The organism is Streptomyces sp. NBC_00873 (assembly GCF_045207415.1).
GTDB lineage: Bacteria > Actinomycetota > Actinomycetes > Streptomycetales > Streptomycetaceae > Streptomyces.
On record NZ_CP108803.1, the window covers coordinates 2,879,681 to 2,904,553 of the forward strand.

A 24,873-nucleotide genomic window follows, 5' to 3' on the forward strand; every position below is an offset into this window, starting at 1 on the left:
TCGTGCACATACGAAGAAGGCCATTGCCGGTGGGTCTGGTGTCCCTCAGCGGCAATGGCCTCCTCGTCAGATCTGCGGTCGTACGGCGGGTGTGCGGCCGACGACTGCACCAGACCCTATCGGGGTCCACCGTTTTTCGCGGACGGACTCAGATGCCGACCTTGATGCGCGAGAAGCGCTTCAGGGTGACACCAGCCTCGTCCAGGACCTTCTGGACGGACTTCTTGTTGTCCTTGGCGAAGGCCTGCTCCAGGACGACGACGTCCTTGAAGAAGCCGTTGACGCGACCCTCGACGATCTTCGGAAGGGCGGCCTCGGGCTTGCCCTCCTCGCGAGAGGTGGCCTCGGCGACACGACGCTCGTTCTCGACCGTCTCGGCCGGGACCTCGTCGCGGTTGAGGTACTTCGGGGCGAAGGCGGCGATGTGCTGCGCGACGTCCTTGGCGACCTCGGCGTTCTCCTTGTCCAGCTCGACCAGGACGCCGACCTGCGGCGGGAGGTCGGGCATGGTGCGGTGCATGTACGCAGCCACGTAACCGCCGGTGAACTGCGCGAAGCGGTCCAGGACGATCTTCTCGCCGAGGTTGGCGTTGGCCTCGTCGACGTAGGCCTGAACAGTCTTGCCGGCCTCGATCTCGGAGGCGAGCAGCGTGGCCAGATCGGCCGGCGAGGTCGCGGCGACGTGGGCGGCGAGAGCGTCGGCGACGGCCAGGAACTTCTCGCCCTTGGCGACGAAGTCCGTCTCGCACTTCAGCTCGAGCAGGACGCCGGAGGTCTTGTCCTCGGAGATGAGGGAGACGACGGCACCGTTCTCGGCAGAACGGCCCTCGCGCTTGGCGACGCCCTTCTGACCCTTGATACGGAGCTCCTCGACGGCCTTGTCGACGTTGCCGTCGGCCTCGTCGAGCGCCTTCTTGCAGTCCATCATGCCGGCGCCGGTGAGCTCGCGGAGCTTCTTGACGTCAGCGGCGGTGTAGTTCGCCATGAGTCTGTGTTTCTCTCTCGAAGTCTGAAAGATCTACGGGTGAACGGCGGGGGCAGTGCCTGCGGCACCGGCCCCCGCCGTCATTCAGCCGTGACGGAGTTGTCAGGCCTGCTCGGCGTCCGCGGCCGGAGCCTCGGCAGCGTCCGCGGCCGGAGACTCGGCAGCGTCCGCGGCCGGAGACTCGGCAGCGGCCTCGGCCGGCGCCTCGGCGGCGTCAGCGACCTTCTCGGACTCGGCGGACGTCTGCACCTCGGCGTCTGCCTTCTTGTCGCCCTCGAGCAGGTCGCGCTCCCACTCGGCGAGCGGCTCACCGGCAGCCTTGTCGCCCGGCTTCGAGTCGCCGGTCGCAGCGCCGGAACGGGCGATGAGGCCCTCGGCGACGGCGTCGGCGATCACGCGGGTGAGCAGGGTGACGGAGCGGATCGCGTCGTCGTTGCCCGGGATCTTGTAGTCGACCTCGTCGGGGTCGCAGTTGGTGTCGAGGATCGCGACGACCGGGATGTGGAGCTTGCGCGCCTCACCGACGGCGATGTGCTCCTTCTTGGTGTCGACGATCCAGACGGCGCTGGGCACCTTCTGCATCTCGCGGATACCACCGAGGGTCTTCTCCAGCTTGGCCTTCTCGCGGGAGAGGACCAGGAGCTCCTTCTTGGTGAGGCCGGAGGCGGCCACGTCCTCGAAGTCGATCTGCTCAAGCTCCTTCAGACGCTGAAGGCGCTTGTAGACGGTGGAGAAGTTGGTGAGCATGCCACCGAGCCACCGCTGGTTGACGTACGGCATGCCGACGCGCGTCGCCTGCTCGGCGATGGCCTCCTGGGCCTGCTTCTTCGTACCCACGAACATGATGGAGCCGCCGTGCGCGACGGTCTCCTTGACGAACTCGTAGGCGCGGTCGATGTACGACAGCGACTGGAGCAGGTCGATGATGTAGATGCCGTTGCGCTCGGTGAAGATGAAGCGCTTCATCTTCGGGTTCCAGCGACGGGTCTGGTGACCGAAGTGGACGCCGCTCTCCAGCAGCTCCCGCATCGTGACGACGGCCATGGCCGTACTCCTTGAGGTACTCGGTTGTCGCGACCGCAGGATTGCGGTCGCGCCTGACGCCCCGACGCGCCGTGCCACAAGGGACCGAGGAGCGCGGCCACCGTCCGCAGAGAGGGAGGTGGCGGGGCGTGCGAAGTCGACCCGGTGACCCGGATCGCCACAAGAAGTGTACGGGACCCGTCGAGTGCCGGGTGACGGCGCTGTCCACAACCGGCGAGTAGTCCACAGATCCGGTCCATGATCCCCACGGATCCGCCGGGTGGGGAACGGTTCGGGTCATGCGATACACACCTGAACCGACGGCTCGCCGGGTCCGGGCGGCGCTCGTGGCGACGTTCATGGCCGTGCTCACGATGCTGTGCGGTGCGGGCGACGCCGCCGCCGCGGACGACCCCACGCCGGACGGCGGGCGCGCGTGGCCGCTTGCGGGGCGGCCCGTGGTCGTACGGGGGTGGGAGCCGCCGGCCGGCACCTACGGGCGGGGGCACCGTGGCGTCGACCTCGCCACCACGCCGGGTGCCCGGGTGCAAGCCGCCGCCGGTGGCCGGGTCTCGTTCGCGGGGCGCGTCGCGGGACGGGGGGTGCTGGCGATCGAGGTGGCGGGGACCGGTGATCCGCCGCTGCGCACGACGTACGAGCCGGTGCGGGCGCTGGTCTCGGAAGGTGACGAGGTCCGCGCCGGCCAGACGGTCGCGGTCATGGAGGCCGGGCCGTTCCACTGCGAGTCCGGGTGTCTCCACTGGGGGCTGCGGCGTGGTGACGCGTATCTGGATCCGCTGTCGCTGCTGCCTCCGGCGCTGTTGCGGCGGGGTCCTTCGCGGCTGCTGCCGGTGTTCGGCGTACCGGAGCCGCGGGCGCCGGGCGCCGTCGGGTACGCAGATCCTGCCGTGCTCCTCGTCGCGACGGCGGCCGGCTACGGGCGTCAGCCCCGTACGCCCCGCAGGATCATGGCGACGGCGGTGTCAGCGATCACCCCGGGCGCCTCCGCCACGCCCAGTTCTATACGGCGCACGGCTGCGTCCACCGAGCCCTGCAGCAGCATCGCCGCCAGCCTCGGCTGTTCATGGCCGAGGTCACCGAGCGCCTCGACGATCATGGCGATCAGCCCGCCGTGCGCTGCCCGGATCTTCTCCCGTGCGCCCGTGTCCAGCTCGCTCGCCGAGATGGCGACGACAGCGCGGTGCTGCCGGTCCCCGACCAGATCGAGCTGGCGGCGTACATACGCCTCGATCTTTCCCTCGGGCGTCTGCGCCCGCTCCATCGCGTTCTCGACCTCGGCCGCCCAGACGGGGAAGTCGACGGCGCACAGCTCCTCGACGACGGCCGCGCGGGAACGGAAGTACTCGTAGACGGAGGACCGTGCAAGGCCCGTGCGCTCGGCGAGAGCGGGGAAGGTCAACGCCTCCGTACCGCCCTCGGACAGCAAGGAGCGGGCAGCGTCCAGGAGGGCGCCGCGCTGCATGGTCCGGTGCTCGGCCACGGAGGCCGCTCGAATCCTGGGCACGGATCCACTCTACGGCGGCAGGTGTTCGAGAGGGGCGCGGGCAGCCAACATCGTCCGGCCGGACGCCTGCTCAACGTCCCGCGTCGGCCAGTTTCGCGCGGAGCTGCAGCACCGACTTGGTGTGGATCTGGCTGACCCGGCTCTCGGTCACCCCGAGCACGTTGCCGATCTCGGCAAGAGTGAGCCCCTCGTAGTAGTAGAGGGTGACGACCGTCTTCTCGCGGTCCGGGAGCGTGTTGATCGCCCGGGCGAGCAGTCGGCGGAGCTCACGGTCCTCGGCGACCTCCACCGGATTGTCGGCGGCGGTGTCCTCAAGCGTGTCCATCAGGCTCAGCCGGTCGCCGCCCTCGCCGCCGACATGCAGCAGCTCCTCCAGCGCGACCACGTTCGCCAGCGACAACTGGCTGAAAACCGCATGCAGTTCTTCCAGGGCGATGCCCATCTCCGCCGCGACCTCCGCCTCGGACGGGGTACGCCGCAGCTGCGCCTCCAGTGTCGCGTAGGCGCGCTCCACGGCCCGCGCCTTCTGCCGTACGGAGCGCGGGATCCAGTCGAGCGCCCGGAGCTCGTCGATCATCGCGCCGCGGATGCGCGTGATCGCGTACGTCTCGAACTTGATGGCCCGTTCGATGTCGAACTTCTCGATCGCGTCGATCAGTCCGAAGACTCCCGAGGAGACGAAGTCCGCCTGCTCGACATTGGACGGCAGTCCCACGCTCACCCGGCCCGCGACGTACTTCACCAGCGGCGAGTAGTGAAGGATCAGCTGCTCCCGCAGCCGGCCGTCGCCCGTGGACTTGTACGAACGCCACAACTCGTCGAGCGAGGAGGGGGCAGGGGGGCGCACAGTGCCACGCGCAGCGGGTGGCACTGCTGCGCGGTCAGACCCGGAGGTGTGCTGGGGCATGTGGTGCCTTGAGCCGTTCTGCTGTGAAGTGCTGGGGGACTTGTGTCTGAGCCGGATTCCTTGTGAGCGTAGCGTGACTGAAGCGTCGCGGTGCGCGCAGGATAGAGCATCGGCGCCGGGTACTTCTGGGGGAACGGACACGACTACGCTCCGGGCCCGTCGCCTGTGCAGCGGCCCCGGAGGGGTTACTGAAGGATCCGCCGAGGTCATCGGCATCACCTTTTCACCCGAATACTCCAGGTCAAGGACCGCCTCGCCGCGCGTTCCCATCGCAGGCCGACCGCCGCGTCAACTGCCATCCATCGCCATCACGTTCGACGAACCCCAGTGAGTGGAGTTCGTACAACCTGCCGAGCGCTTCGTCGGCGCCGGTCCCCGCGGTGCGGGCGATGTCCCTCGCGTTGACGGAACCGCGGGAGGGCAGGGCGTCGAGGATCCGGGCGCAGACGGCGTCCAACAGGTCCCTGGGAAGCAGAGGGCCGCGTCGGGCGGGAGCGAGATCACCGATGTCCCCCACCAGTTCGGCCACCTCCGAGGCGTCCGTGACCAGGACGCCTTCGCCCCGGAGCAGTTCATGGACACCGGCCGACAGCCCGCTGGTGGCGGGTCCCGGAACCCCTATGGTGAAGCGGCCGAGCTGCTGAGCCCTGCGCGCTGTGACCAGCGAGCCGCTGCGGTATTGCGCCTCCACCACGACCGTTCCCCGCGTCAACGCGGCAATCACCCTGTTCCGAAGGATAAATCTGCTGCGTGTCGGATGATCGGACGGCGGCAACTCGCCGATGACCAGACCCTGTTCCGCCACGCGTCCGATCAGCTCGGCATGACCTCGGGGATAGGCGACGTCGACGCCGCAGGCCAGGACCGCCATCGTCGCCCCGCCGGCCGCGAGTGCGCCACGGTGTGCCGCCCCGTCCACCCCGAACGCGGCGCCCGACACGACCACCCACCCCAGCTCCGCCAGCCCGGAAGCGAGGCTCGCCGCCATATGCGCCCCGTACGGTGTGCAGGCGCGGGCGCCGACCACGGCGACGGAACGCAGCGCCCAGAGCCGCAGATCGGACCGGCCCCGCACCCAGAGCGCGGTCGGCCTGGAGTCGCCCAGGTCGTCGAGCTGGCTGGGCCACTCCCGGTCACCGGGACAGACCAGGCGGCCGCCCACCGCGGCGACCGCCGCCAGGTCCCGCTCGGGCTCGGCGGACCCGACCCGCAAGCGGTATCCGGCGAGCCGCTTCGGCGTCATGCCGCTCAGCTCTTCCGCGGTCCCGTCCCGGGACGTGAGCCGCCGCATCAGCTCGACGGCGCCGACTTGGCGCAGCCAGCGGCCACCGTGCTCGTCCCCCGGCTCCAGCACGCGGGTCAGCGCAGCCCGTGCCAGCCGCTCCCGCTCCCCCACCGTCCCCGGCGCACGTACCGGTTGCCGGCCGCCCACCGCCTCCTGCCCACGCCCTGATTCGCGGTCTCCCACCGACTCCGGCGTCATGACGCCCCGCCCCGGGCCAAGGCTCCCCGGGCGATCCCGGTCCGCAGTTCCAGCGCCACCGCGATATCGGACGCCTCCGGGCGATCCGCGCCGCGCAGATCGGCGACGGTCCACGCCACCCGCAGCACCCGGTCGAGTCCCCGCGCGGTGAGCAGCCCCCGCTCCATGTCGCGTTCGGCCTCCATGAGCGCCCCCGGCGCCGTGAGCAGCCGGGTTCGCAGCTCATGGCCCGGTACCTCGCTGTTGGTGGTCCATCCCGTGCCCGCAAGTCGTTCTGCCGCCCGGGCCCTGGCTTCCCGTACCTGCGCCGCGACGACGGCCGTGGACTCGCCCCGGCCTCCCCGGCCCATCAGGTCCTCGCGCGTGACCGGTGCGACGACCACCCGCAGATCCACCCGGTCGAGCAGTGGCCCGGAGAGTCTCGCCTGGTAGCGGCGGACCGAAGAGGGCGGGCATTCGCAACCGGCGCCGATGAGGGTGTGGCGCCCGCAGGGGCAGGGATTGGCCGCCAGCACCATCAGAAATCTGGCGGGCAGCCGCACCACCACGGCGCTGCGCGCCACCACCACATGCCCCGACTCCAACGGCTGGCGCAGCGCGTCGAGCGCCCGGACGGAGAACTCCGGCGCCTCGTCCAGGAACAGCACACCTCTGTGGGCCAGCGAGACCGCCCCGGGCCTCGGCAATCCGTTCCCCCCGCCGACCAGCGACTGCATCGTCGCCGAGTGGTGCGGTGCGCAGTAGGGCGCCCGGGTGACCAGCGGTTCGCCCGGCGGCAGAATGCCCGCCACCGAGTGCACCGCGGTCACCTCCAGGGATTCCTGCCGGGTCAGCGTCGGCAGAATCGCGGACAGCCGCTCGGCCAGCATGGTCTTGCCCGCGCCCGGGGGTCCGGAGAGCAGCAGATGGTGCCCGCCCGCCGCTGCGACCGCGAGGGCCAGACGCGGCGTCTCCTGGCCGGCGACGTCCGACAGGTCCGGGTGAGGTCCCTCGCCCTGTGCGCAGACCCGTGCCAGTCCGGTACCGATGCCCGCGCCCGGCACCATCAGCCCCGCCAGCATCGTGGAGGGGCGTCCCTCCTCGTCACCCTCCCGCTCGTCGGGTACCGGCTCGTCGCTGAGCACGGCGATCAACTGCCGCAGGCTCCGCACCCCGAGGACCGAGACGCCGGGCACCAGCGCCGCCTCGCCCGCGGTCTGTTCCGGCACGACGACCTTCCGGTACCCCGCCTCCGCCGCGGCGAGCACGGCAGGCAGCACACCGCGGACCGGCCGCACCCGGCCGTCGAGGCCGAGTTCCCCGATCATCACCACATCGGAGATGGCCGAGGGATCGATCCGCTCGGCCGCGCCGAGTACGGCACACGCGACAGCGAGATCGAAGCCGCTGCCTCCTTTGGGCACGGAAGCCGGGGAGAGCCCGACCGTGAGTTTCTTCTGCGGCCACTCGGCCCCGGAGTTGACCACGGCGGCCCTGACCCGGTCCCGGCTCTCCACCAGGCTCTTGTCCGGCAGACCGACCAGGGTGAACGCCGCCACCCCCGGCTCCAGGTCCGCCTGGACCTCCACCACCACGCCTTCGACGCCGACCAGCGCCACCGAGCACGCCCGCGCGAACCCCATCAGGCCACCCCGCGCGCATGCTCGACGACCGGCGCGCCCCGTCCGGGCAGCACCACGCCGATCAGATCGATCCGCACCCCGCCCGGCGGCGGGCCGCCGTTCCGGTCGAGCCAGATCTCGGCGAGCCGCCGCAACCGGTCCGCCTTGACCGGGCTGACGGCTGCCATCGGATGCTCGAACGCCCCCGCCCTGCGGGTCTTGACCTCGCAGACGACCAGCGCGTCCCCGTCCATCGCGACGATGTCGATCTCACCGGCGCGACAGCGCCAGTTCCGTTCCAGTACGGCCATGCCGGCGTCGGTCAGCAGCCGCGCCGCCAGATCCTCGCCGTACCGCCCGAGTGCCCCCCGTGCGTTCATGTCGGCACCACCTCCGGCACCGACTCTGACGCGTCCGAGCCCCGCTGGTGGATCTTGGTGGACAACTCAGCGGTTGTGGACAACTCGGCCACCCGGACGGACCGGCGACCGCCGGAGCGGCTCAGCCGCCCGGGAGTTCGAGATCGCTCTTGTTGAGTTCTTCGATGTTGACGTCCTTGAAGGTCAGGACGCGTACCTGTTTGACGAACCGGGCGGGCCGGTACATGTCCCAGACCCACGCGTCCGCCATGGACACCTCAAAGAAGACCTCACCCTGAACCGAGTGCACCTGCATCTCGTAGTCGTTGGTGAGGTAGAAGCGCCGTTCGGTCTCGATCACGTATTTGAACAGACCGACGACATCTCGGTACTCCCGGTAGAGCTTCAGCTCCATCTCGGTCTCGTACTTTTCGAGGTCCTCGGCGCTCATTGGCATGTTCCCCTTCAGCCGTGCGTCCACCTATTGTGCGCCAGGCTCCCGCGCCCCCGAAGGCTTAGACGATTTCGGGGGCCAGAACCACCGGCGTACGCGGCGGACCCTCGTCGAGCAGCGTGCGCAGCAGCCCGGCGAGCCTGGTCGGATACACCGTCTCACGCGCCACCGACAGTTCGGCGTAGGTCCACCACCTCAGGCCCGAGACACTGCGCTGTTCCAGCCCGGTGAGCCCGCTCAGATCCGTGTCGGTCTGCGTGGTTCGTACCAGGTAGTACCACTCGTCCTGGTCCCAGCGCCGGCCGTCGAACGGGAAGGAGCAGATGCGCTGCCAGAGCACGGGCCCGAGCTCGACGTCCGTGATCCCGGTCTCCTCGGCGAGCTCGCGCAGCGCGGCCTCCTCGCGGGTCTCGTCGCCCTCCAGGCCGCCTCCGGGCGTGAACCACCAGGTGATGTCGGGGTTGTCCGGTTCGTAGCCGTGCATCAGCAGAATGCGGTCGTCGGGGTCGAGCAGGATCACCCGGGCGACCTTGCGGGTCTCAGCGGGCACCCGCAGGCACCTTCCCGCCCTGTCCGCGCCTGCTCCGTGCGGACCGCGCCGCGATCGGCCCGTACGCCGCGCCGCCGACGATGAGCACCACACCCGCCACCACGGCCCCTAGCTGCAGCTTCAGCGGTCCGGGCTTCGACACCCCGCCGGGAAGGTCCGCGAACGCCTGCGGTCGCTCGATCATCCCGTTCATCGGCCATGCGATGGCGTCCACCCGGGCCTGCACGGCACTGCGCGGTACCGAACCCTGCCCCGGATCGTCGAGGTGGACCCGGGAGTCCAGGGAGCCGCTGCGCTCGTCCCCGAGGAGGAAGAGCTGCCCCTTGGGCACCTCCGCCCTGAAGTTCTTCACCGAGGCGAGGCCCTTGGTCTGCAGATACGGTTCCTCAATGGGCTTGCCGTTGACGGTGAGCCGGCCGTTCTTCTCGCAGCAGGCGATCCTGTCGCCACCGATGCCCACGACCCGCTTCACCATGGGCATGTCGCCCCACGCGGGGTCCTTGAAGACCACCACGTCACCGCGGCGCACCTCGGCGCCGTCCACCCGCTCCGCGAGCACCCGGTCACCCGCGTTCACCGTCGGCGTCATCGACTCGGTCGGCACGGTGTACGGCTTGTACACCACCGCCGCCCAGGCGAACCCGCCGAGGAAGAGCACACAGCCGACGGCCACGGCCAGCCCCGACAGCATGCTGCCGAGCCGACCGTGGCCGTCACCCGTACGTCCTGTTCCACTCATCCCAGCGTCCCCCACCTCGGAGATCGACAATCGCTGATCCGAGTCGGCACCCTACCCGGCAGTACGCCCGGCGGTCAGCCTCTTGCGACGCCACAACACGAGGGGCAGCGCTCCGGCCACACCGAGTGCTCCCGGCGCCAGCCCCATCGCGGCGTTCAGCCCCGGCTGGTCGAAGGTACTCGGGACCGGCAGGGTCGCCCAGCGGTTGATCGGCCATGCCACCACGATGGCCCGGCCGACCACCTCGTCCGTGGAGACCGTGCCCTGACCGGGCAGCTCCTGGTGGTAGCGGGAGTCCAGGGAGTTCTGGCGGTGGTCGCCCATCACCCAGATACGGCCCTCGGGCACCTTGATCGGACCGAACGGCTCGTCGTTGCACGGGGTGTTCCCCGGGTAGATGAACGACTGCTCGTCCAGCGCCTTGCCGTTGACAACGACCGGCCCGTTCTTCCTGCACTCCACCGTGTCGCCGCCGACCGCGATAACCCGCTTGATCAGGTCCTTCTCCTCGGCGGACGGCATCAGTCCGATGAAGCTGAGGAACTTCTGCGCGATGTTGGGTTGCGGCGTCGACTCGCCGTCCACCAGCCAGCCGCCCGGGTCGTGGAAGACCACGACCTCGCCGCGCTGCGGCTCGGAGCCGAACCAGGGGGTCAGCTTGTCGACCAGCACCCGGTCGCCCCGCTGGAGCGTGTTCTGCATCGAGTCCGAGGGAATCGAGAACGCCTGCACCAGAAACGTCTTGATCAGCAGCGCCAGAATCAGCGCGATGCCGATGAGGAGGGGCAGTTCCTTCCAGAAGGAGCGTGGCTTCCCCGGAGCCCTACCACCACCGTCCGGGGAGTCGCCGTCACTCTCCGCCCGGCCCGGCGTCGCCCCGGCAGACCTTTCGCTCTCGGGCCGGTCCTCGGGTTCGTCGTGTCCGGATCGTGCGCCGACCGCCAAATCCCCCACATCCACTCCTCACTCCGTGCCACCGCCTGCCCCTTAGTCGGTGCAGGCCCACCACTCCCATAACGAGCGGGAGTTCCGCAGGGGTCGGGAGCCGGACCTTTCCATTGAGGTCCTGGGACGACACACTATTCGACGGTGCGGACGCCACCGACGTCCCGGCGCGCGCGTCCGGGACCGAAGCGAACGTCTCGGGCTCTTCCAGTCTCCGCCAGTGCCCGAAGGGCCAGGCGATGACGACAGCCCGTCCCACGACCTCGTCCTCGGAGACCGTGCCGTGACCCGGCTCGTCCAGGTGGAAGCGCGAATCGGCGGAATTGGAGCGGTGGTCGCCCATGACGAAGATTCGGCCGGCCGGAACCTTTACCTCGAATTTGAGCATGGAGGGCGGATTGCCCGGATGCAGATAGGGCTCGTCGAGCGGTACGCCGTTGACGGTGACCCTGCCGTCCTTGTCGCAGCACTTCACGGTGTCACCGCCGACGGCGACCACCCGCTTGATCAGATCCTGTTCGTCGTCGGACGGCAGCAGCCCGATGAAGGTCAGCACTTCCTTCACCTGTTTGACGACGACGGGTGGATCCTTCTTCGCGACGTTCTCCTGTCGCAGCCAGTTCCCCGGGTCCTTGAAGACGACCACGTCGCCGCGCTGGGGCCTGGATCCGAACCAGGGCGTCAGCTTGTCCACCAGCACCCGGTCGCCGATCCGGATCGTCTGCTCCATCGACCCGGACGGGATCACGAAGGCCTGCACCAGGAACGTCTTGAGGACGAGTGCGATGAGCAGCGCCACGGTGATGAGGAGGGGTATCTCCTTCACAGCGGACCTGCGCCGCCGCCGTTTGACCCGGCGTGCCAGCTTGCGCCGCTCCGCCCGGGTCGGCAGCGAGCGCGCGGCCGTCGGCCTGGTGCCGGTCGGCAGCGGAGCGTCGGCGTCGGACGCGCCGCTTGCCCGTCCGCGGTTACCCATGTGTCCCGCCAGGTTCCCGTACGGAGTCGAAGGCGCCGGTCTCCGGGATCGAGCCCAGCCGGCCCAGCGGCCAGCCGATCCAGTCCACCCGGCCGATGACCATGCCGACCGGCACCATGCCGCCGCCGGGCTCTCCCAGATGGTCACGGGAGTCGCGGGAGTTGCTCCGGTGGTCGCCCATCATCCAGAGCCTGCCGTCGGGGACGACGATGTCGAAGGCCACCCGGGACGGGTCGTCGCCGGAATGGAGATACTCCTCGTCCACCGGCTGCCCGTTCACCTCGATCCTGCCCCGCTTGTCGCAGCAGACCACCCGGTCGCCCCCCACGCCCACCACCCGCTTCACGAAGTCGGTCTCGGCAGGTTCCGCCAGCCCCAGGGACGCTGCCGCGCCGTGCAGCAGCCCGGTGACGGGGTTCTCGGCCGGTGCCACCTGGACGAAGGATCCGGTGCCGTCGAAGACCACCACGTCACCGCGGTGCGGTACGGAGCCGAAACGGTACGCCAGTTTGTTGACGAGCACCCGGTCCCCCACCCGCAGGGTGGACTCCATCGAGCCACTGGGGATCAGGAACGGCTGCAGCACATAGGTACTGAAGAGCAGCAGGAAGACCGAGCAGACGGCGCCGAGGAAGGCTGCACGCCGCCACGACAACGAGGCGAACCGGTCCGGGATACGCGAAGAGCGCGACCTCTCCTCCGCCCCTGCTTCGGGTGCGGAAGAGCCGTCGCGCTCCGGGTGCTTTGCTTCCGTGTCCATCGGGGCCAGAGCTTATCCGGCCGAGCCGTGGAGCTGGGAGCTAGCTCAGTTGTCGCGCTTCTCCTTGATCTTCGCGGCCTTGCCGCGCAGCTCACGGAGGTAGTACAGCTTGGCGCGACGGACGTCACCGCGGGTGACGAGCTCGATCTTCTCGAAGATCGGGCTGTGCACCGGGAAGGTGCGCTCGACGCCGACGCTGAAGGAGACCTTGCGGACCGTGAAGGTCTCGCTGACGCCAGAGCCCTGGCGGCGGATGACTACGCCCTTGAACTGCTGGATACGGGAGCGGTTGCCCTCGATCACTCGCACGTGGACGTTGACGGTGTCACCGGGACGGAACGCCGGGACGTCCGTACGCAGGGAAGCGGCGTTGACGCCATCGAGCAGGGAAGCCATGTTGTCTGCTTTCTTCGCCGATGCCACAGGTCATCGACGGGAGATCGTAAGGAGATGGGGTGCTGATCGCGTCGGGCGGGCGTCGTTCCCCCTGTGGCAGGGGCGCACACCGGACGTACAGCAGCGGCTCATTCTTCCACGGCTTCGGGCCTGCGCCAAAATCGGCCACCGGGCTCCGGGGACCAGCCGAGGATGGAGAGGATCTCACGGTCCTTCTTGTCGAAGGCGCTCGCCTCGCAGCGCTCGATCAGATCGGGGCGGTTGAGCGCGGTGCGGCGGAACGCCTCGTCCCGCCGCCAGCGCGCGATCTTCCCGTGATGACCGCTGAGCAGGACGTCCGGAATGCCCCGGCCGCGCCACTCGGGGGGCTTGGTGAAGACCGGGCCCTCCAGCAAATCGGCCATGGCGCCGGGGGCGAAGGAGTCGTCGCGGTGCGACTCGGCGTTGCCGAGCACGCCGGGCAGCAGCCGGGCCACCGCCTCCGTGATCACAAGTACAGCGGCTTCCCCGCCGGCCAGCACGTAGTCGCCGATGGAGACCTCGACGACCGGCATCCGGGTGGCGTACTCGTCCATCACCCGGCGGTCGATGCCCTCGTAGCGGGCCGGGGTGAAGATCAGCCATGGTTGCTCGGAGAGCTCCACGGCGAGCTTCTGGGTGAACGGGCGGCCGCTGGGCGTGGGCACCACGAGCACCGGGGAGTGCGCCCCCGCCTCGTACCCGTCCGCCAGCGCCTCGTCCAGGGCGTCGCCCCACGGCCCGGTCTTCATGACCATGCCGGGACCGCCGCCGTACGGGGTGTCGTCGACCGTGTTGTGCCGGTCGTACGTCCAGTCCCGCAGATCGTGCACGTGCACATCGAGGCGGCCGCGGGCGCGGGCCTTGCCGACGAGCGAGACGTTCAGCGGTTCCAGATACTCGGGGAAGATCGTGACGACGTCGAGCCTCATCAGGCTTCGTTCTCCTGTTCGACGACCTCGTCGTCCCGCGCGGAGGCGACCACGGCCTGGCTGTCGTCGATCAGACCGGGCGGCGGGGTGATGACCGCGCGCTGCTCCTCCAGATCGATCTCGGTGACGATCTCCTCGACGAACGGGATCATCACCTCGCTGCCGTCCGGGCGCTCCACGATGAAGAGGTCCTGGGACGGCAGGTGCGAGATCTCGGTGATCCGGCCGATCCCGGTGCCGTCGGCGAGGACCACATCAAGGTCGATGAGCTGGTGGTCGTAGAACTCCTCGGGGTCCTCCGGAAGTTCCGCCGGGTCGACGTCGGCGATCAGTAGGGTGTTCCGGAGTGCCTCGGCCGCCGTACGGTCCCGTACGCCCTCGAAACGCAGCAGCAGCCTGCCACTGTGCACCCGGCCGGTCTCGATCGTCAGCGGTCCGTTCGCGGCCGGGTCGGTGGTGAGTACGGCCCCGGGGCCGAGCCTGAGTTCCGGCTCGTCCGTGCGTACCTCGACGGTGACCTCGCCCTTGATGCCGTGGGCGCGGCCGATCCGCGCAACTACCAGCTGCACCTTGTGTCTCTCCTGTCATACGACGACGGGCCGGGGCGGGCGCATGGCCCTCCCCGGCCCGTGCCGGTGTTCAACTCTGTCAGCGAACCTGGTCCACGTCGACGAGGTCGACACGGATGCCACGGCCGCCGATGGCGCCCACGACAGTTCGCAGTGCGCGTGCGGTGCGGCCGTTGCGGCCGATCACCTTGCCGAGGTCATCGGGGTGAACCCGGACCTCCAGCACACGACCACGGCGCAGGTTGCGCGAGGCGACCTGCACATCGTCAGGGTTGTCGACGATGCCTTTCACGAGGTGCTCGAGAGCCTCCTCGAGCATGCTCAGGCCTCGGTCGACTCGGCCGGCGCGGCAGCGTCAGCAGCCTCGTCAGCCTTCTTGTCGGACTTCTTCGCCTTCTGCGTGATGGCCTCGCCCTTGGACTCCTCGCCGGTGTCCTTGGCCAGGGCCTCGAACAGGGCGCGCTTGTCGGCCTTGGGCTCCGGCTGCAGCAGCGGCGCGGGGGCCGGGAGACCCTTGTGGGCCTGCCAGTCACCGGTGAGCTTCAGGATCGCGAGAACCGGCTCGGTCGGCTGGGCGCCGACAGACAGCCAGTACTGCGCACGCTCCGAGTTGACCTCGATGCGCGAGGGGTTCTGCACCGGGTGGTACAGGCCGATCTCCTCGATGGCCCGGCCGTCACGGCGGGTACGGGAGTCGGCGACGACGATGCGGTAGTGAGGCGAACGGATCTTGCCCAGACGCTTCAGCTTGATCTTGACTGCCACGGAAGTGGTGTCTCCTGGTCTATGACGTGGTTGGGCACAACGAAGATGCCACGTGGGGTTGCGGTACTCGGGTGCCCGATGGACGCGTCAGCCGGAGGAGAGAGGGGTCCTGTGCGACTGTCGAGTACAGCTTGCCATTGTGCCACACCACCTCGGGTCACCCCACCGCGACCGCTGCTTCCGGGATACGGAACGGCTTCCCGCAGCCACCGCAGACGATCGGCGCCTGGGCAAGGACCGAGGGAACGACCCGGACGTTGCGTCCGCAGTCGCAGACGGCCTTGACCCGCACGCCTCCGCCGGAGGAGCCGTGCCGGGCGGCGGGCCCACGGAAGGAGCGCTTGGTGTCGGCGGCGGTGGCGATCGTGTGCGCCTTGAGGGCGCGCTGCAGCCGCTCGATCGTCGGGCGGTACCTGCGCTTCGCCTCGGGATTGAGCGTGACCAGCGAGAAGCCACTGCTGGGGTGGGGCTCCTCGGCATGGTCGAGGCCCAGCTCCTCGGCGATCGCGAGGAATCTGCGGTTGTGGTAGCGGCCGGCGCGAGAGGTGTCGCGGACACCTCGTGCGGCGGCGATTCCATGGACTGCCTCATGCAGCAGTCGCTCGAAGGAGAGCTCGGCGCCACAGGCGGACGAGGACTCTCCGATCAGGGACTCTGGCGCGGCAAGATCGGGCAGCTCGGGGTGGTACCGCTGAATGTCGGCCCACGCCTGTGCCAGCTCTGCGGCAAGTACAGGTGGTGTCGTGCTCACGTCGTGACAACGAGCGCGAGTGCCCTGGTGTTCCTATTCCGGGGCATCCCAAATAATTTGCACGTACCAGTCAGTTGCCGTTGATGCACCCCGACGAGGGCGGGTGCGCAGATCTGTGGATAACTCTCACAGCTCACACCAAGGTGGTGCGTAGTGGCGGATACGCCCCGGTGCGTAGACAGTGCCTCCGCGCCGGGGTTCCGACGGTTCCGCGAGCCCCGGGGCGTCAGTAGGCCCGGGCCACGACGGCGACAGTACCCGGGGCGTCGTCCGACTCCGGCACCGACCCGTCCTCGGCCACCAGACACCGTACCGACGCCCCGTGCTCCGCGAGCTGCGCCTCCCCCGCCGGGCCGAGGACGTCCCACGCAATACGCGCCCAGCCGCCCGCGGCCGCCGCCTCCGCGGCCTCGTCGACGGTGGACACCTCGCTGGTGCGGGACTCGCGGCGGGCCCGGGACTCGCGCAACAGCGTCGCCTGGTCCTCCTCCAGGACCGCCGGGAGCAGGGCCGGCAGTGCCTCGATCGCGACCGGCTCCTTCCCGCCGGGGATGCGGCGGGCCAGCATCGCGGTGCCGTTCTCCAGGTCGCGCGGACCGATCTCGATCCGTACGGGCACCCCCTTCAGCTCCCAGTCGACCGCGCGGCGGCCGAACGGGGTGTCGGTGCGGTCGTCGATCTGGACCCTGATCCCGGCCTCCCGCAGCCGGTCGCCGATCTCGCGGACCGCGGTCAGCACCGCGTCGTCCTCCTTGATCGCGAGGACGACCACCTGCACGGCGGCGAGCCGCGGCGGGACGCGGAGCCCCCGGTCGTCACCGTGGGACATGATCAGGCCGCCGACCATCCGGGTCGAGGTGCCCCAGGAGGTCTGCCAGACCAGCTCCTGCCTGCCCTCCCGGGACAGGTACTCGGTGTGGAACGCCTTGGCGAAATTGGTGCCGAGCTCATGGCTCGTACCCATTTGCAGGGCCTTGCCGTCGCCCATCATCGATTCGAGCGTGAGGGTGTTGATGGCGCCCGCGAACCGTTCGCTCGGGGGCTTGCGGCCGAGCACCACATCGATGCCGAGGACCTGGGTCATGAAGTCCGCATAGACGTCCCGGTGGATGTACGCGGCGTAGTCGCGGGCGTCCTCGTAGGTCGCGTGGGCCGTGTGGCCCTCCTGCCAGAGGAATTCGGTCGTACGGAGAAAGACCCGCGGGCGCATCTCCCAGCGGACTACGTTCGCCCACTGGTTGATCAGCAGGGGCAGATCCCGGTAGCTCTGCACCCATTTCGAGAAGTACTCATTGATGATCGTTTCGGACGTCGGCCGCACCACCACGGGCTCTTCGAGGTCCTTCCCGCCGCCGTGGGTGACGATGGCCAGCTCGGGTGCGAAGCCCTCGACGTGCTCGGCCTCGCGGGTCAGGTAAGACTGGGGGATGAAGAGCGGGAAGTAGGCGTTCTGGGCGCCCGCGTGTTTGATGCGGGTATCCATCTCCTGCTGCATCCGCTCCCACAGGCCGTATCCGTACGGTCGGATGACCATGGTGCCGCGCACCGGGCCGTTGTCCGCGAGTTCGGCCTTATTGATCAGATCCTGGTACCAGCGGGGAAAGTCCTCGGCCTGGGGTGTGAGAACGGGTGCCTTTGCCATGGCGCGCATCGTACGGCGACATCGCCTTTCCCACGGAGTGACGGGACCGGTCACGGCCGACTGTCTGCGGGGGCGCACCACCGAGGCGCACAACCATTGCCCTCCCCCCTCTGGACGCGGCCGCGGATGCGCAGTTCTCTGACATACGGGGGGAGTGCGGGCACGCACACACGGGGGCCGTCCATCACTCGGGAACGACCTACCTCTCGGCGGATTGGGGCGCTTTCCATGACACCAACGCTCGTCCGGCAGCACCGGCAGACGAATCCGTCCGCCCCGGTGGACCCCGGAACCCATGCTCGTGACTGGGCCGAGATCCAGGAGCGGATGCTCGCGCCGCTGTACGAAGCGGTGTACGACCGGCTCGAAGTCGGAGCCGGTACGCGGATGCTCTCCCTCGGCTGCGGCTCCGGGCTCGCGCTGCTGATCGCGGCCGCCCGCGGGGCGCGCGTCACCGGCGTCGACACCGACCGTGAACGCGTTGACCTGGCCCGCGAACGGCTGCTGCCGGAAGCGGCGTGGGACGGCGGTCCCGATCCGGCCCCGGCCGGGCTGCCCCAGCTCTTCGCCGGTGATCCGTCCGCCGCCGCACCGGCCGACGGTGTCCCGTACAACCTGCTCACCGTGTTCACCCCGATCGGCTGCTCGGCGGGCGACTCCGAAGGGCTGCTGCCCTCCCTGGAGTCCGCCGTGGCGCTGCTCGCCCGGGGCAGCTCGGTGGTGCTGACCGGCTGGGGTCCCCCCGAGCGGTGCGCGACCGCGGCGGTGCTCCGGGTGGCGGCCCGGCTCACCGACGGGGCGCGGGCGCCCCGCGCGGGCGGCTGGCGCCCGGCGCGCAGGGACGATCTGGAGGACGTGGCGTTCCGGGCCGGACTGAATCCGAACGGCTCGGGGCGGGTGGCGTGCCCGTTCGGCTACGCGGACCTGGACAGTGCGGTGCGCGGGCTGCTGTCGACGCGGCTGTTCGATGCGGCGGTGCGGGCGACGGACCGCTCCCAGGTGGAGAAGGAGGTCGCGGAGGCACTCCACGCGCATCGGCGCCAGGACGGCACGGTGTGGATGCCGAATGTCTTCCGCTATCTCGTCTGCACCTCCTGAAGCAGGTGCGAACGCGGTGGGGCGGTCCTACTTGGCCAGGCGCGGGATGCCGGCCGCCCGGTAGGCCGCCTCCTCGTCCAGCGTCTCGTTCTGCAGCAGCGCCGACGCCAGCGCGTCCAGCTTCTCCCGGTGCTCGCGCAGCAGCCGCTGCGCCTCGACGTAGCACTCGTCGACGATGCGCCGCATCTCGTCGTCCACGGCGTCCAGCGTGGCCGGCGCCGCCGAGAGTCCGTACGCCTGCTGGACGTCTCCGGGGATCGCCGTCAGCCTGCCGACCTTGCTGCTCATCCCCCAGCGTCCGACCATTCCGCGCGCCAGATTGGTGACCTGTTCCAGGTCACTCTCCGAGCCCGTGGTGACCACTTCGTAGACCAGCTGTTCCGCGGCCATGCCGCCGAGGGCGCCGATGATGCGGCCGCGCAGATACTGCTCGGTGTACGCGTACTTGTCGGCGTCCGGCGTCGAGAGAGTGACGCCGAGGGCCCGGCCGCGCGGAACGATGGTCACCTTGCGCACGGGGTCGGCGCCCGGCTGGACCATGCCGAGCAGGGCGTGGCCGCTCTCGTGGTACGCGGTCCTGCGCCGCTCCTCCACCGGCATGACGAGCGGTCGTTCGGCTCCGAGCTGGACCTTCTCCAGGGCTTCCGACAGGTCGGTCTGGCTGACCTCGGACTGCTTGCGCTTGACGGCGAGAAGCGCGGCTTCGTTGGCGAGGTTGGCGAGGTCGGCACCGGTCATGCCGGGGGTCGTCCGCGCCACCTGGGCGAGACTCACGTCATCGGAGAGCGGGATCTGCCGGGTGTGGATCTTCAGGATGGCCTCCCGGCCGGTCCGGTCGGGAGGGCTCACCTGGACGATGCGGTCGAAGCGGCCTGGCCGGGTGAGGGCGGGGTCGAGGACGTCGGCGCGGTTGGTCGCGGCGAGGACGACGACGCCTTCCGATCCGGAGAAGCCGTCCATCTCGGTGAGGATCTGGTTCAGCGTCTGTTCGCGCTCGTCATGGCCGCCCATGCCGGAGCCGCCGCCGCGGGCCCGGCCGATGGTGTCGATCTCGTCGATGAAGACGATGGCGGGGGCGACCTTGCGGGCCTCCGCGAACAGTTCCCGTACCCGGCCGGCACCGACGCCGACGATCATCTCGATGAACTCGGAGGCGGAGGCGGAGAAGAACGGCACGCCCGCCTCGCCGGCGACGGCCCGCGCCAGGAGCGTCTTGCCGGTGCCGGGCGGACCCGCGAGCAGCACTCCCCCGGGCATCCGGGCGCCCATCCTCCGGTACTGCTGCGGGTTCTTCAGGAAGTCGACGACGTCGTTGAGTTCGCCCTCGACCTCGTCGATGCCGGCCACATCCTCGAAGGTGGTGCGCTTGCCCGCCTCCAGTTCGACCGGTTTGGGCGGGGCCTTGCGGCCGAAGCCGCCCATCCCGCCGCCCATACCCCGGGACATCCGCCGGGCGATGAACACCCAGAGCAGGACGAGCACCAGCATCGGCGCCAGCGAGATCAGCAGGTTGGCGAGGAAACTGCGTTGCTTGACTACCGGCTCGGCGGTGACGGTGACATCCTCCTTGACCAGCTCGGCCCAGAGGTTGTCGTCGGCGAACGCGGGCCGCTGGGTGACGAACTTCGTGTACGTGTTGTCGGTGCCGGGGACCTTCGCCTCCTTCTTGAGCTGCCCCTGGATGGCATCGCCCTTGGAGTAGATCTTGGAGACGTTGCCCGCCGTGACCTGCTTGCTGAACTCCGTGTACGCGATGGTCGGCCCGTTCCTGCCGTTGAAGAAGGACAGCACCAGGTTGGCGATCAGGTAGACGGCCAGCGCGGTCAGCAGCAGTCGGCCCCAGCCGCCCGGCATCTTCCGGCCCGGCGGCGTGGGCGGTGGGGCACCTTCGGAGCGCCACGGCTGGTCGGTCCGATCGCGTGGCGGTACGGGATTGGTCACGCGCGCTCCTCTGCCGACAGCCGTTGAGCCGACATTAAAGGAGAAATACGATCAAAGCCCCCGGAGGAGCGGTCCACTGGGCCCGTGGAGGGACGCCGACGGAATATGGGCGCGCAGCCGGGTGGCACGGGTAAGGGGCACCCGCCCATGGCGAATGCCCCTTACCCGTGTGCCCCTGAGGGCGTCGGGTGTCAGCCCGTGAACTTCTTGAACGCGTCGGGAAGCTCGAAGTTCTGGTCCTCCTGCGCCGGAAGACCGAACGCGCCACCCTGCGCCGCCGCCTGCTCGCGACGGGCGGCCGCGGCCTGCTCCTCGGCCTTCCGCTTCATCGGGTTGCCGCTCTTGCGCTTGCCCTTGGCCTGCTTGACCTGCTTCTTCTGCCGACCCGCGCCGCCACCCATGCCGGGCATGCCCGGCATGCCGGGCATGCCGCCGCCCTGCGCCATCTTCGACATCATCTTGCGCGCATCGAAGAACCGCTCCACCAGGTTCTTCACGGCGGACACCTCGACACCGGAGCCCTTGGCGATACGGGCCCGGCGCGAGCCGTTGATGATCGTCGGTTCCTGGCGCTCGTGCGGCGTCATCGACTTGATGATCGCGGCGGTACGGTCCACGTCGCGCTCGTCGATGTTGTTGATCTGGTCCTTGATCTGCCCCATGCCGGGCAGCATGCCGAGCAGCTTGGAGATGGAGCCCATCTTCCTGACCTGCTCCATCTGGGCCAGGAAGTCGTCGAGTGTGAAGTCCTTGCCCTTGCTGGACGCCAGCTTGGAGGCCATTTTGGCGGCCTCTTCCTGGCTGAAGGTCTTCTCCGCCTGCTCGATCAGGGTGAGCAGGTCACCCATGTCGAGGATGCGGGACGCCATGCGGTCGGGGTGGAAGGCGTCGAAGTCCTCGAGCTTCTCACCGTTCGACGCGAACATGACCTGCTTGCCCGTGACGTGGGCGATCGACAGGGCCGCACCACCGCGAGCGTCACCGTCGAGCTTGGAGAGCACCACGCCGTCGAAGCCGACACCGTCGCGGAAGGCCTCGGCGGTGTTGACCGCGTCCTGGCCGATCATCGCGTCGACGACGAAGAGGATCTCGTCGGGGCTGACGGCATCGCGGATGTCCGCGGCCTGCTGCATCAGCTCCTCGTCGATACCGAGGCGGCCGGCGGTGTCGACGATGACCACGTCGTACTGCTTGGAGCGGGCGTGCTCGATGGAGTCCTTGGCGACCTGGACCGGGTCACCGACGCCGTTGCCCGGCTGCGGGGCGTAGACCGCCACACCGGCGCGGTCGGCGACGACGCTCAGCTGGTTGACGGCGTTGGGGCGCTGGAGGTCACAGGCGACAAGCAGCGGGGAGTGGCCCTGGCCCTGGAGCCAGAGGCCGAGCTTTCCGGCGAGGGTGGTCTTACCGGCACCCTGCAGACCCGCGAGCATGATCACGGTGGGCGGGTTCTTGGCGAACCGCAGCCGCCGGGTCTCGCCACCGAGGATGCCGACAAGCTCCTCGTTGACGATCTTGACGACCTGCTGGGCGGGGTTCAGCGCCTGGGAGACCTCGACGCCGCGCGCCCGCTCCTTGACGTTGGCGATGAAAGCGCGCACGACGGGCAGCGCGACATCGGCCTCGAGCAGCGCGATACGGATCTCGCGGGCCGTGGCGTCGATGTCCGCCTCGGACAAGCGGCCCTTGCCCCTGAGGTTCTTGAAAGTCGCGGCAAGGCGGTCGGAGAGAGTATCGAACACGGCGCTCGTCGGTCCTCAGGGTCGGGGGTAAATGGATTCGGTACCCCAGGGTATCCGGCTCGGAAGAAACGATGGCTCCTGCCCGGGGGAATTAAGCCGGACAGGAGCCATGTCACATGGATCCCCGCATGGGCGGGGAGCAGCCCTTGACGATCCTTACGACCTGCTGGGCGGGTGGGACATCCCCGTAGAGTCAGGGATCAGCTGCTTATCCAACGATCGGGCCTGTCGCAGGTCACTCCCGCAAGGTGGCCTCCACCACCTTCGCCACCGCGGCTGCGGTCTCCTCGGGCAGCGGCTCCCCGTCCGTATCCGTGACGTAGAAGGCATCAACCGCGTTCGCGCCGAGTGTCGACACGTGGGCGCTGCGCACCCGTACCGCGCTCTGTTCCAGCGCCCGCCCGATCCGGTGCAGCAGCCCGGGGGCGTCCTGGGCGCGTACCTCGATCACGGTCGCCAGCCTTGAGCCCGCCGCCGCGACCGTCACCCGCGGTGGTGGTGCCTTCACCCCGCGGCGCCTCGGGTAGGTGGCTTCGCGTTCGGCGAGGCGGGCCGGGATGTCGAGGGAACCGTCCAGGGCGCGTACGAGATCGGCGCGGAGCCGGGCTGCCTGCGGCAGGGAGCCGTACTCCGCCGCCACCCGCCAGCTGAGCAGCAGCACGTCGGCGCACTCGCCGAGCTCGGTGGGGAGTTCGACGGCACGCAGGTCGGCCGCGCGGACGGTCAGACGGTGCAGGGCGAGGACTCCGGCGGCGGCGGGCAGGACGCCCGGACGGTCGGGGAGGGCGATGAGGAGTTCGACACCGATGGGCTCCGGTTCGCCGTCCTCGTCCGGGGTCTCGGCCTGGGCGTGCAGGGCGAGGACGGGTTCGCCGGTGCGCAGCGCCTCGATGGCCAGCCGTTCCTGTTCGGCACCGGGTGCGACGGGTTCCGGATCGGCGGTTGCCTCGCCGGCGAGGACCGCGGCGACGCGTGTGACGAGGTCGGCAACGAGGGAGGCGCGCCAGGTGGACCAGGCGGCGGGTCCGGTGGCGAGCGCGTCGGCCTCGGTGAGGGCGTGCAGGAGTTCCAGCGTGGATCCGCTGCCGACGGCGGTGGCGACGGAGCGGACGGTGGCCGGGTCGTCGAGGTCGCGGCGGGTGGCGGTCTCGACGAGCAGCAGATGATGGCGTACGAGGGTGGCGATGACGCCCACGTCGTGCTGGTCGAAGCCGATCCGGGCGGCGACGTCGCGGGCGATGACCTCCCCGGCGACGGAGTGGTCGCCTGGCCAGCCCTTGCCGATGTCGTGGAGCAGGGCGGCGACGAGCAGGAGGTCGGGGCGGCCGACGCGGCGGGTGAGCGAGGAGGCGCGGACAGCCGCTTCGACGAGGTGACGGTCGACGGTCCAGGTGTGGACGGGGTTGCGCTGCGGGCGGCAGTGGACGCGTTCCCAGTCGGGCAGCAGCCGGGTGACCAGCCCTTCCGCTTCGAGGGCCTCCCAGACGGGGATGGTGGCCTCGCCCGCGCCGAGCAGGGTGACGAGTTCCTCACGGGCCTCGGCGGGCCAGGGCACGGGCAGCGGGCGGGCGGCTGCGGCGAGGCGGCGCACGACGTGGCGGGAAATCGGCAGTTCGGACTGGGCGGCCGCGGCGGCGGCGCGCAGGACGAGCACGGCGTCGTGTTCGGGGCGGGCGGTGCGGGCGAGGACCACCTCGCCGTCGGCCTCGACGACGCCTTCGGCGAGCGGAGTGCGTTCGGCGGCGGTCTTGCCGCCGCCCAGCATGGCGCGCAGCCGGGGGCGTACGGACCGGGCGCGCAGGACGCGGTTGACCTCGCGCCAGGTGACGTCGGTGGCGTACGAGACGGTGCGCGCGGCCTCGTACACCTGGCGCAGCAGTGCGTCGGCGTCGAGGAGGCCGAGGGCGGTGGCGACCTGGTCCTGTTCCTGGAGGGCGAGGCGGTCGGTGGCGCGGCCCGTGGTCAGGTGCAGGACGTCGCGGGCGTCGAGGAGGATGCGGCGGGCCTCGGCGAGGCCTTCGCGGGGGGCGTCGGCGACCCAGGAGGCGGCAACCGCGCGCAGGGCGGTGGCGTCGCGCAGGCCGCCGCGGGCCTCTTTCAGGTCGGGCTCGAGGAGGAACTGGAGCTCGCCCTGGCGCTCGGCGCGTTCGCGGCAGAGTTCGTCGAGGGCGGGAAGCCGTTTGGGAGCCTGGTTCCGCCAGTCGGCGAGGATCGTGGTGCGCATCGCGGCGACCAGGCCGAGGTCTCCGCCGACGGGCCGGGCGTCGAGCAGTCCGAGCTGCACCTTGAGGTCGTCGGCAGCCGTCTTCCGAGCTTCGCCGGGGGTCCGTACGGAGTGGTCGAGGGCGAGGCCGAGGTCCCAGACGGGGTACCAGATGCGGTCGGCGAGGGAGGCGATGGCTCCGGCGTCGGCGCTGCCGTCGTGCAGGAGCACGAGGTCGAGGTCGCTGCGCGGGGAGAGTTCGCCGCGGCCGTAGCCGCCGACGGCGACGAGGGCGGCGCCGCGGACGCCGGTCTGTTCGGCGGCGGTGGTGAACAGGGCGGTCAGCCAGTCGTCGGTGAGTGAGGCGAGGGCCGCACGGAGCGGCGGCCCGGGCTGCGCCTTCTCCTGGAGGAGGCGCAGCCGGGCCGCCGCGTAGCCGCTGGGTCCCGAGTCTTCGGATTCGGTGGTCACTTCGGTGCTCGTCACCCAGCTGCCTTTCAGTTTGCGAG

At 69.9% G+C, this 24,873-nt stretch carries 24 protein-coding genes and 1 pseudogene; 2 read left to right on the top strand and 23 right to left on the bottom strand.

Translation table 11 applies throughout. The annotated features are described in order from the left end of the window. Positions 1-148 precede the first annotated feature (148 nt). Together tsf and rpsB are read right to left on the bottom strand one after the other, a co-directional pair. Positions 149-985 (bottom strand): translation elongation factor Ts, encoded by an 837-nt coding sequence (gene tsf, locus OH809_RS12835; protein WP_406422263.1) that lies wholly within the window; start codon positions 983-985, stop codon positions 149-151. A 102-nt stretch (positions 986-1,087) separates the two neighbouring features. Continuing rightward, on the bottom strand, positions 1,088-2,029 hold the full coding sequence (rpsB, locus tag OH809_RS12840) for a 30S ribosomal protein S2 (RefSeq protein ID WP_406422262.1): 942 nt from the start codon (positions 2,027-2,029) through the stop codon (positions 1,088-1,090). 353 nt (positions 2,030-2,382) lie between these two features. Between rpsB and OH809_RS12845 the strand changes: the two are divergent. Then, positions 2,383-2,745 (top strand): annotated as a pseudogene (locus tag OH809_RS12845) (murein hydrolase activator EnvC family protein); the annotation flags it as partial. A gap of 206 nt (positions 2,746-2,951) precedes the next feature. On the opposite strand, the gene OH809_RS12850 reads toward OH809_RS12845, so the two are convergent. From OH809_RS12850 to proS, 18 genes are all read right to left on the bottom strand, one after another. Beyond that, positions 2,952-3,509, bottom strand: a complete 558-nt coding sequence (locus OH809_RS12850) for a TetR/AcrR family transcriptional regulator (RefSeq protein WP_406425219.1) — start codon at positions 3,507-3,509, stop codon at positions 2,952-2,954. Between the two features lie 94 nt (positions 3,510-3,603). Beyond that, entirely contained in the window at positions 3,604-4,440 is an 837-nt protein-coding gene (whiG, locus tag OH809_RS12855) for an RNA polymerase sigma factor WhiG (RefSeq protein WP_266981018.1), read from the bottom strand. A gap of 241 nt (positions 4,441-4,681) precedes the next feature. Next, on the bottom strand, positions 4,682-5,923 hold the full coding sequence (dprA, locus tag OH809_RS12860) for a DNA-processing protein DprA (protein WP_406515101.1): 1,242 nt from the start codon (positions 5,921-5,923) through the stop codon (positions 4,682-4,684). Next, positions 5,920-7,545, bottom strand: a complete 1,626-nt coding sequence (locus OH809_RS12865) for a YifB family Mg chelatase-like AAA ATPase (RefSeq protein ID WP_406515102.1) — start codon at positions 7,543-7,545, stop codon at positions 5,920-5,922. Before OH809_RS12865 ends, dprA begins: the two co-directional genes overlap by 4 nt. Further along, positions 7,545-7,904 carry a YraN family protein gene (locus OH809_RS12870; RefSeq protein ID WP_406422259.1) on the bottom strand — a complete coding sequence of 120 codons (360 nt, stop codon included), beginning with the start codon at positions 7,902-7,904 and terminating at the stop codon, positions 7,545-7,547. The genes OH809_RS12865 and OH809_RS12870 overlap by 1 nt, the downstream gene beginning before the upstream one ends. 121 nt (positions 7,905-8,025) lie before the next feature. Further along, positions 8,026-8,334, bottom strand: a complete 309-nt coding sequence (locus tag OH809_RS12875) for a DUF2469 domain-containing protein (RefSeq protein WP_003965949.1) — start codon at positions 8,332-8,334, stop codon at positions 8,026-8,028. A gap of 64 nt (positions 8,335-8,398) precedes the next feature. Next, positions 8,399-8,887: an NUDIX hydrolase gene (locus tag OH809_RS12880; protein WP_406515103.1), complete on the bottom strand. Its 489-nt coding sequence runs from the start codon at positions 8,885-8,887 to the stop codon at positions 8,399-8,401. Further along, positions 8,877-9,626: a signal peptidase I gene (gene lepB / locus OH809_RS12885; RefSeq protein ID WP_406422257.1), complete on the bottom strand. Its 750-nt coding sequence runs from the start codon at positions 9,624-9,626 to the stop codon at positions 8,877-8,879. The genes OH809_RS12880 and lepB (OH809_RS12885) overlap by 11 nt, the downstream gene beginning before the upstream one ends. A 51-nt stretch (positions 9,627-9,677) precedes the next feature. Further along, a complete protein-coding gene (lepB, locus tag OH809_RS12890) occupies positions 9,678-10,571 on the bottom strand; it encodes a signal peptidase I (protein ID WP_406425217.1) in 894 nt (297 codons plus the stop codon). Continuing rightward, positions 10,477-11,547, bottom strand: a complete 1,071-nt coding sequence (gene lepB / locus OH809_RS12895) for a signal peptidase I (RefSeq protein WP_406515104.1) — start codon at positions 11,545-11,547, stop codon at positions 10,477-10,479. Before lepB (OH809_RS12895) ends, lepB (OH809_RS12890) begins: the two co-directional genes overlap by 95 nt. Continuing rightward, positions 11,540-12,307 carry a signal peptidase I gene (lepB, locus tag OH809_RS12900; protein WP_406422255.1) on the bottom strand — a complete coding sequence of 256 codons (768 nt, stop codon included), beginning with the start codon at positions 12,305-12,307 and terminating at the stop codon, positions 11,540-11,542. The genes lepB (OH809_RS12895) and lepB (OH809_RS12900) overlap by 8 nt, the downstream gene beginning before the upstream one ends. A gap of 45 nt (positions 12,308-12,352) precedes the next feature. Next, a complete protein-coding gene (gene rplS / locus OH809_RS12905; protein WP_093899094.1) occupies positions 12,353-12,703 on the bottom strand; it encodes a 50S ribosomal protein L19 in 351 nt (116 codons plus the stop codon). Positions 12,704-12,831: 128 nt separating this feature from the next. Beyond that, positions 12,832-13,653: a tRNA (guanosine(37)-N1)-methyltransferase TrmD gene (trmD, locus tag OH809_RS12910; protein WP_406422254.1), complete on the bottom strand. Its 822-nt coding sequence runs from the start codon at positions 13,651-13,653 to the stop codon at positions 12,832-12,834. After that, on the bottom strand, positions 13,653-14,222 hold the full coding sequence (rimM, locus tag OH809_RS12915; RefSeq protein WP_406422253.1) for a ribosome maturation factor RimM: 570 nt from the start codon (positions 14,220-14,222) through the stop codon (positions 13,653-13,655). The genes trmD and rimM overlap by 1 nt, the downstream gene beginning before the upstream one ends. A gap of 79 nt (positions 14,223-14,301) precedes the next feature. Continuing rightward, positions 14,302-14,541: an RNA-binding protein gene (locus OH809_RS12920; protein WP_005311361.1), complete on the bottom strand. Its 240-nt coding sequence runs from the start codon at positions 14,539-14,541 to the stop codon at positions 14,302-14,304. 2 nt (positions 14,542-14,543) lie between these two features. Beyond that, entirely contained in the window at positions 14,544-14,987 is a 444-nt protein-coding gene (gene rpsP, locus OH809_RS12925) for a 30S ribosomal protein S16 (protein WP_037689851.1), read from the bottom strand. Positions 14,988-15,144: 157 nt separating this feature from the next. Next, positions 15,145-15,738 carry a hypothetical protein gene (locus OH809_RS12930; protein ID WP_406515105.1) on the bottom strand — a complete coding sequence of 198 codons (594 nt, stop codon included), beginning with the start codon at positions 15,736-15,738 and terminating at the stop codon, positions 15,145-15,147. A gap of 226 nt (positions 15,739-15,964) precedes the next feature. Beyond that, the gene (gene proS / locus OH809_RS12935; protein ID WP_406422252.1) at positions 15,965-17,380 is read right to left on the bottom strand and encodes a proline--tRNA ligase; all 1,416 of its coding nucleotides are present in this window, start codon (positions 17,378-17,380) and stop codon (positions 15,965-15,967) included. Between the two features lie 228 nt (positions 17,381-17,608). On the opposite strand from proS, the gene OH809_RS12940 reads away from it, so the two are divergent. Then, on the top strand, positions 17,609-18,478 hold the full coding sequence (locus tag OH809_RS12940; protein WP_406422251.1) for a methyltransferase domain-containing protein: 870 nt from the start codon (positions 17,609-17,611) through the stop codon (positions 18,476-18,478). Between the two features lie 27 nt (positions 18,479-18,505). Here OH809_RS12940 and ftsH read toward each other — a convergent pair whose 3' ends face one another. The 3 genes from ftsH to OH809_RS12955 all read right to left on the bottom strand — a co-directional run bounded on the left by ftsH (position 18,506) and on the right by OH809_RS12955 (position 24,850). Further along, a complete protein-coding gene (ftsH, locus tag OH809_RS12945; RefSeq protein ID WP_406422250.1) occupies positions 18,506-20,419 on the bottom strand; it encodes an ATP-dependent zinc metalloprotease FtsH in 1,914 nt (637 codons plus the stop codon). A 191-nt stretch (positions 20,420-20,610) separates the two neighbouring features. Next, on the bottom strand, positions 20,611-22,161 hold the full coding sequence (ffh, locus tag OH809_RS12950; protein ID WP_406422249.1) for a signal recognition particle protein: 1,551 nt from the start codon (positions 22,159-22,161) through the stop codon (positions 20,611-20,613). 235 nt (positions 22,162-22,396) lie between these two features. Next, on the bottom strand, positions 22,397-24,850 hold the full coding sequence (locus OH809_RS12955) for a [protein-PII] uridylyltransferase (RefSeq protein ID WP_406515106.1): 2,454 nt from the start codon (positions 24,848-24,850) through the stop codon (positions 22,397-22,399). Between the last annotated feature and the right edge of the window lie 23 nt (positions 24,851-24,873).

Bases quoted from the DNA above. Each gene is read 5' to 3' on its own strand.
- proS (WP_406422252.1), bottom strand. From the start codon at position 17,380: ATGGCAAAGGCACCCGTTCTCACACCCCAGGCCGAGGACTTTCCCCGC.
- trmD (WP_406422254.1), bottom strand. From the start codon at position 13,653: ATGAGGCTCGACGTCGTCACGATCTTCCCCGAGTATCTGGAACCGCTG.
- OH809_RS12920 (WP_005311361.1), bottom strand. From the start codon at position 14,541: ATGCTCGAGGAGGCTCTCGAGCACCTCGTGAAAGGCATCGTCGACAAC.
- rpsB (WP_406422262.1), bottom strand. From the start codon at position 2,029: ATGGCCGTCGTCACGATGCGGGAGCTGCTGGAGAGCGGCGTCCACTTC.
- OH809_RS12875 (WP_003965949.1), bottom strand. From the start codon at position 8,334: ATGAGCGCCGAGGACCTCGAAAAGTACGAGACCGAGATGGAGCTGAAG.
- lepB (WP_406515104.1), bottom strand. From the start codon at position 11,547: ATGGGTAACCGCGGACGGGCAAGCGGCGCGTCCGACGCCGACGCTCCG.
- OH809_RS12870 (WP_406422259.1), bottom strand. From the start codon at position 7,904: ATGAACGCACGGGGGGCACTCGGGCGGTACGGCGAGGATCTGGCGGCG.
- OH809_RS12865 (WP_406515102.1), bottom strand. From the start codon at position 7,545: ATGGGGTTCGCGCGGGCGTGCTCGGTGGCGCTGGTCGGCGTCGAAGGC.
- lepB (WP_406422257.1), bottom strand. From the start codon at position 9,626: ATGAGTGGAACAGGACGTACGGGTGACGGCCACGGTCGGCTCGGCAGC.
- rplS (WP_093899094.1), bottom strand. From the start codon at position 12,703: ATGGCTTCCCTGCTCGATGGCGTCAACGCCGCTTCCCTGCGTACGGAC.
- tsf (WP_406422263.1), bottom strand. From the start codon at position 985: ATGGCGAACTACACCGCCGCTGACGTCAAGAAGCTCCGCGAGCTCACC.
- lepB (WP_406422255.1), bottom strand. From the start codon at position 12,307: ATGGACACGGAAGCAAAGCACCCGGAGCGCGACGGCTCTTCCGCACCC.
- dprA (WP_406515101.1), bottom strand. From the start codon at position 5,923: ATGACGCCGGAGTCGGTGGGAGACCGCGAATCAGGGCGTGGGCAGGAG.
- whiG (WP_266981018.1), bottom strand. From the start codon at position 4,440: ATGCCCCAGCACACCTCCGGGTCTGACCGCGCAGCAGTGCCACCCGCT.
- OH809_RS12940 (WP_406422251.1), top strand. From the start codon at position 17,609: ATGACACCAACGCTCGTCCGGCAGCACCGGCAGACGAATCCGTCCGCC.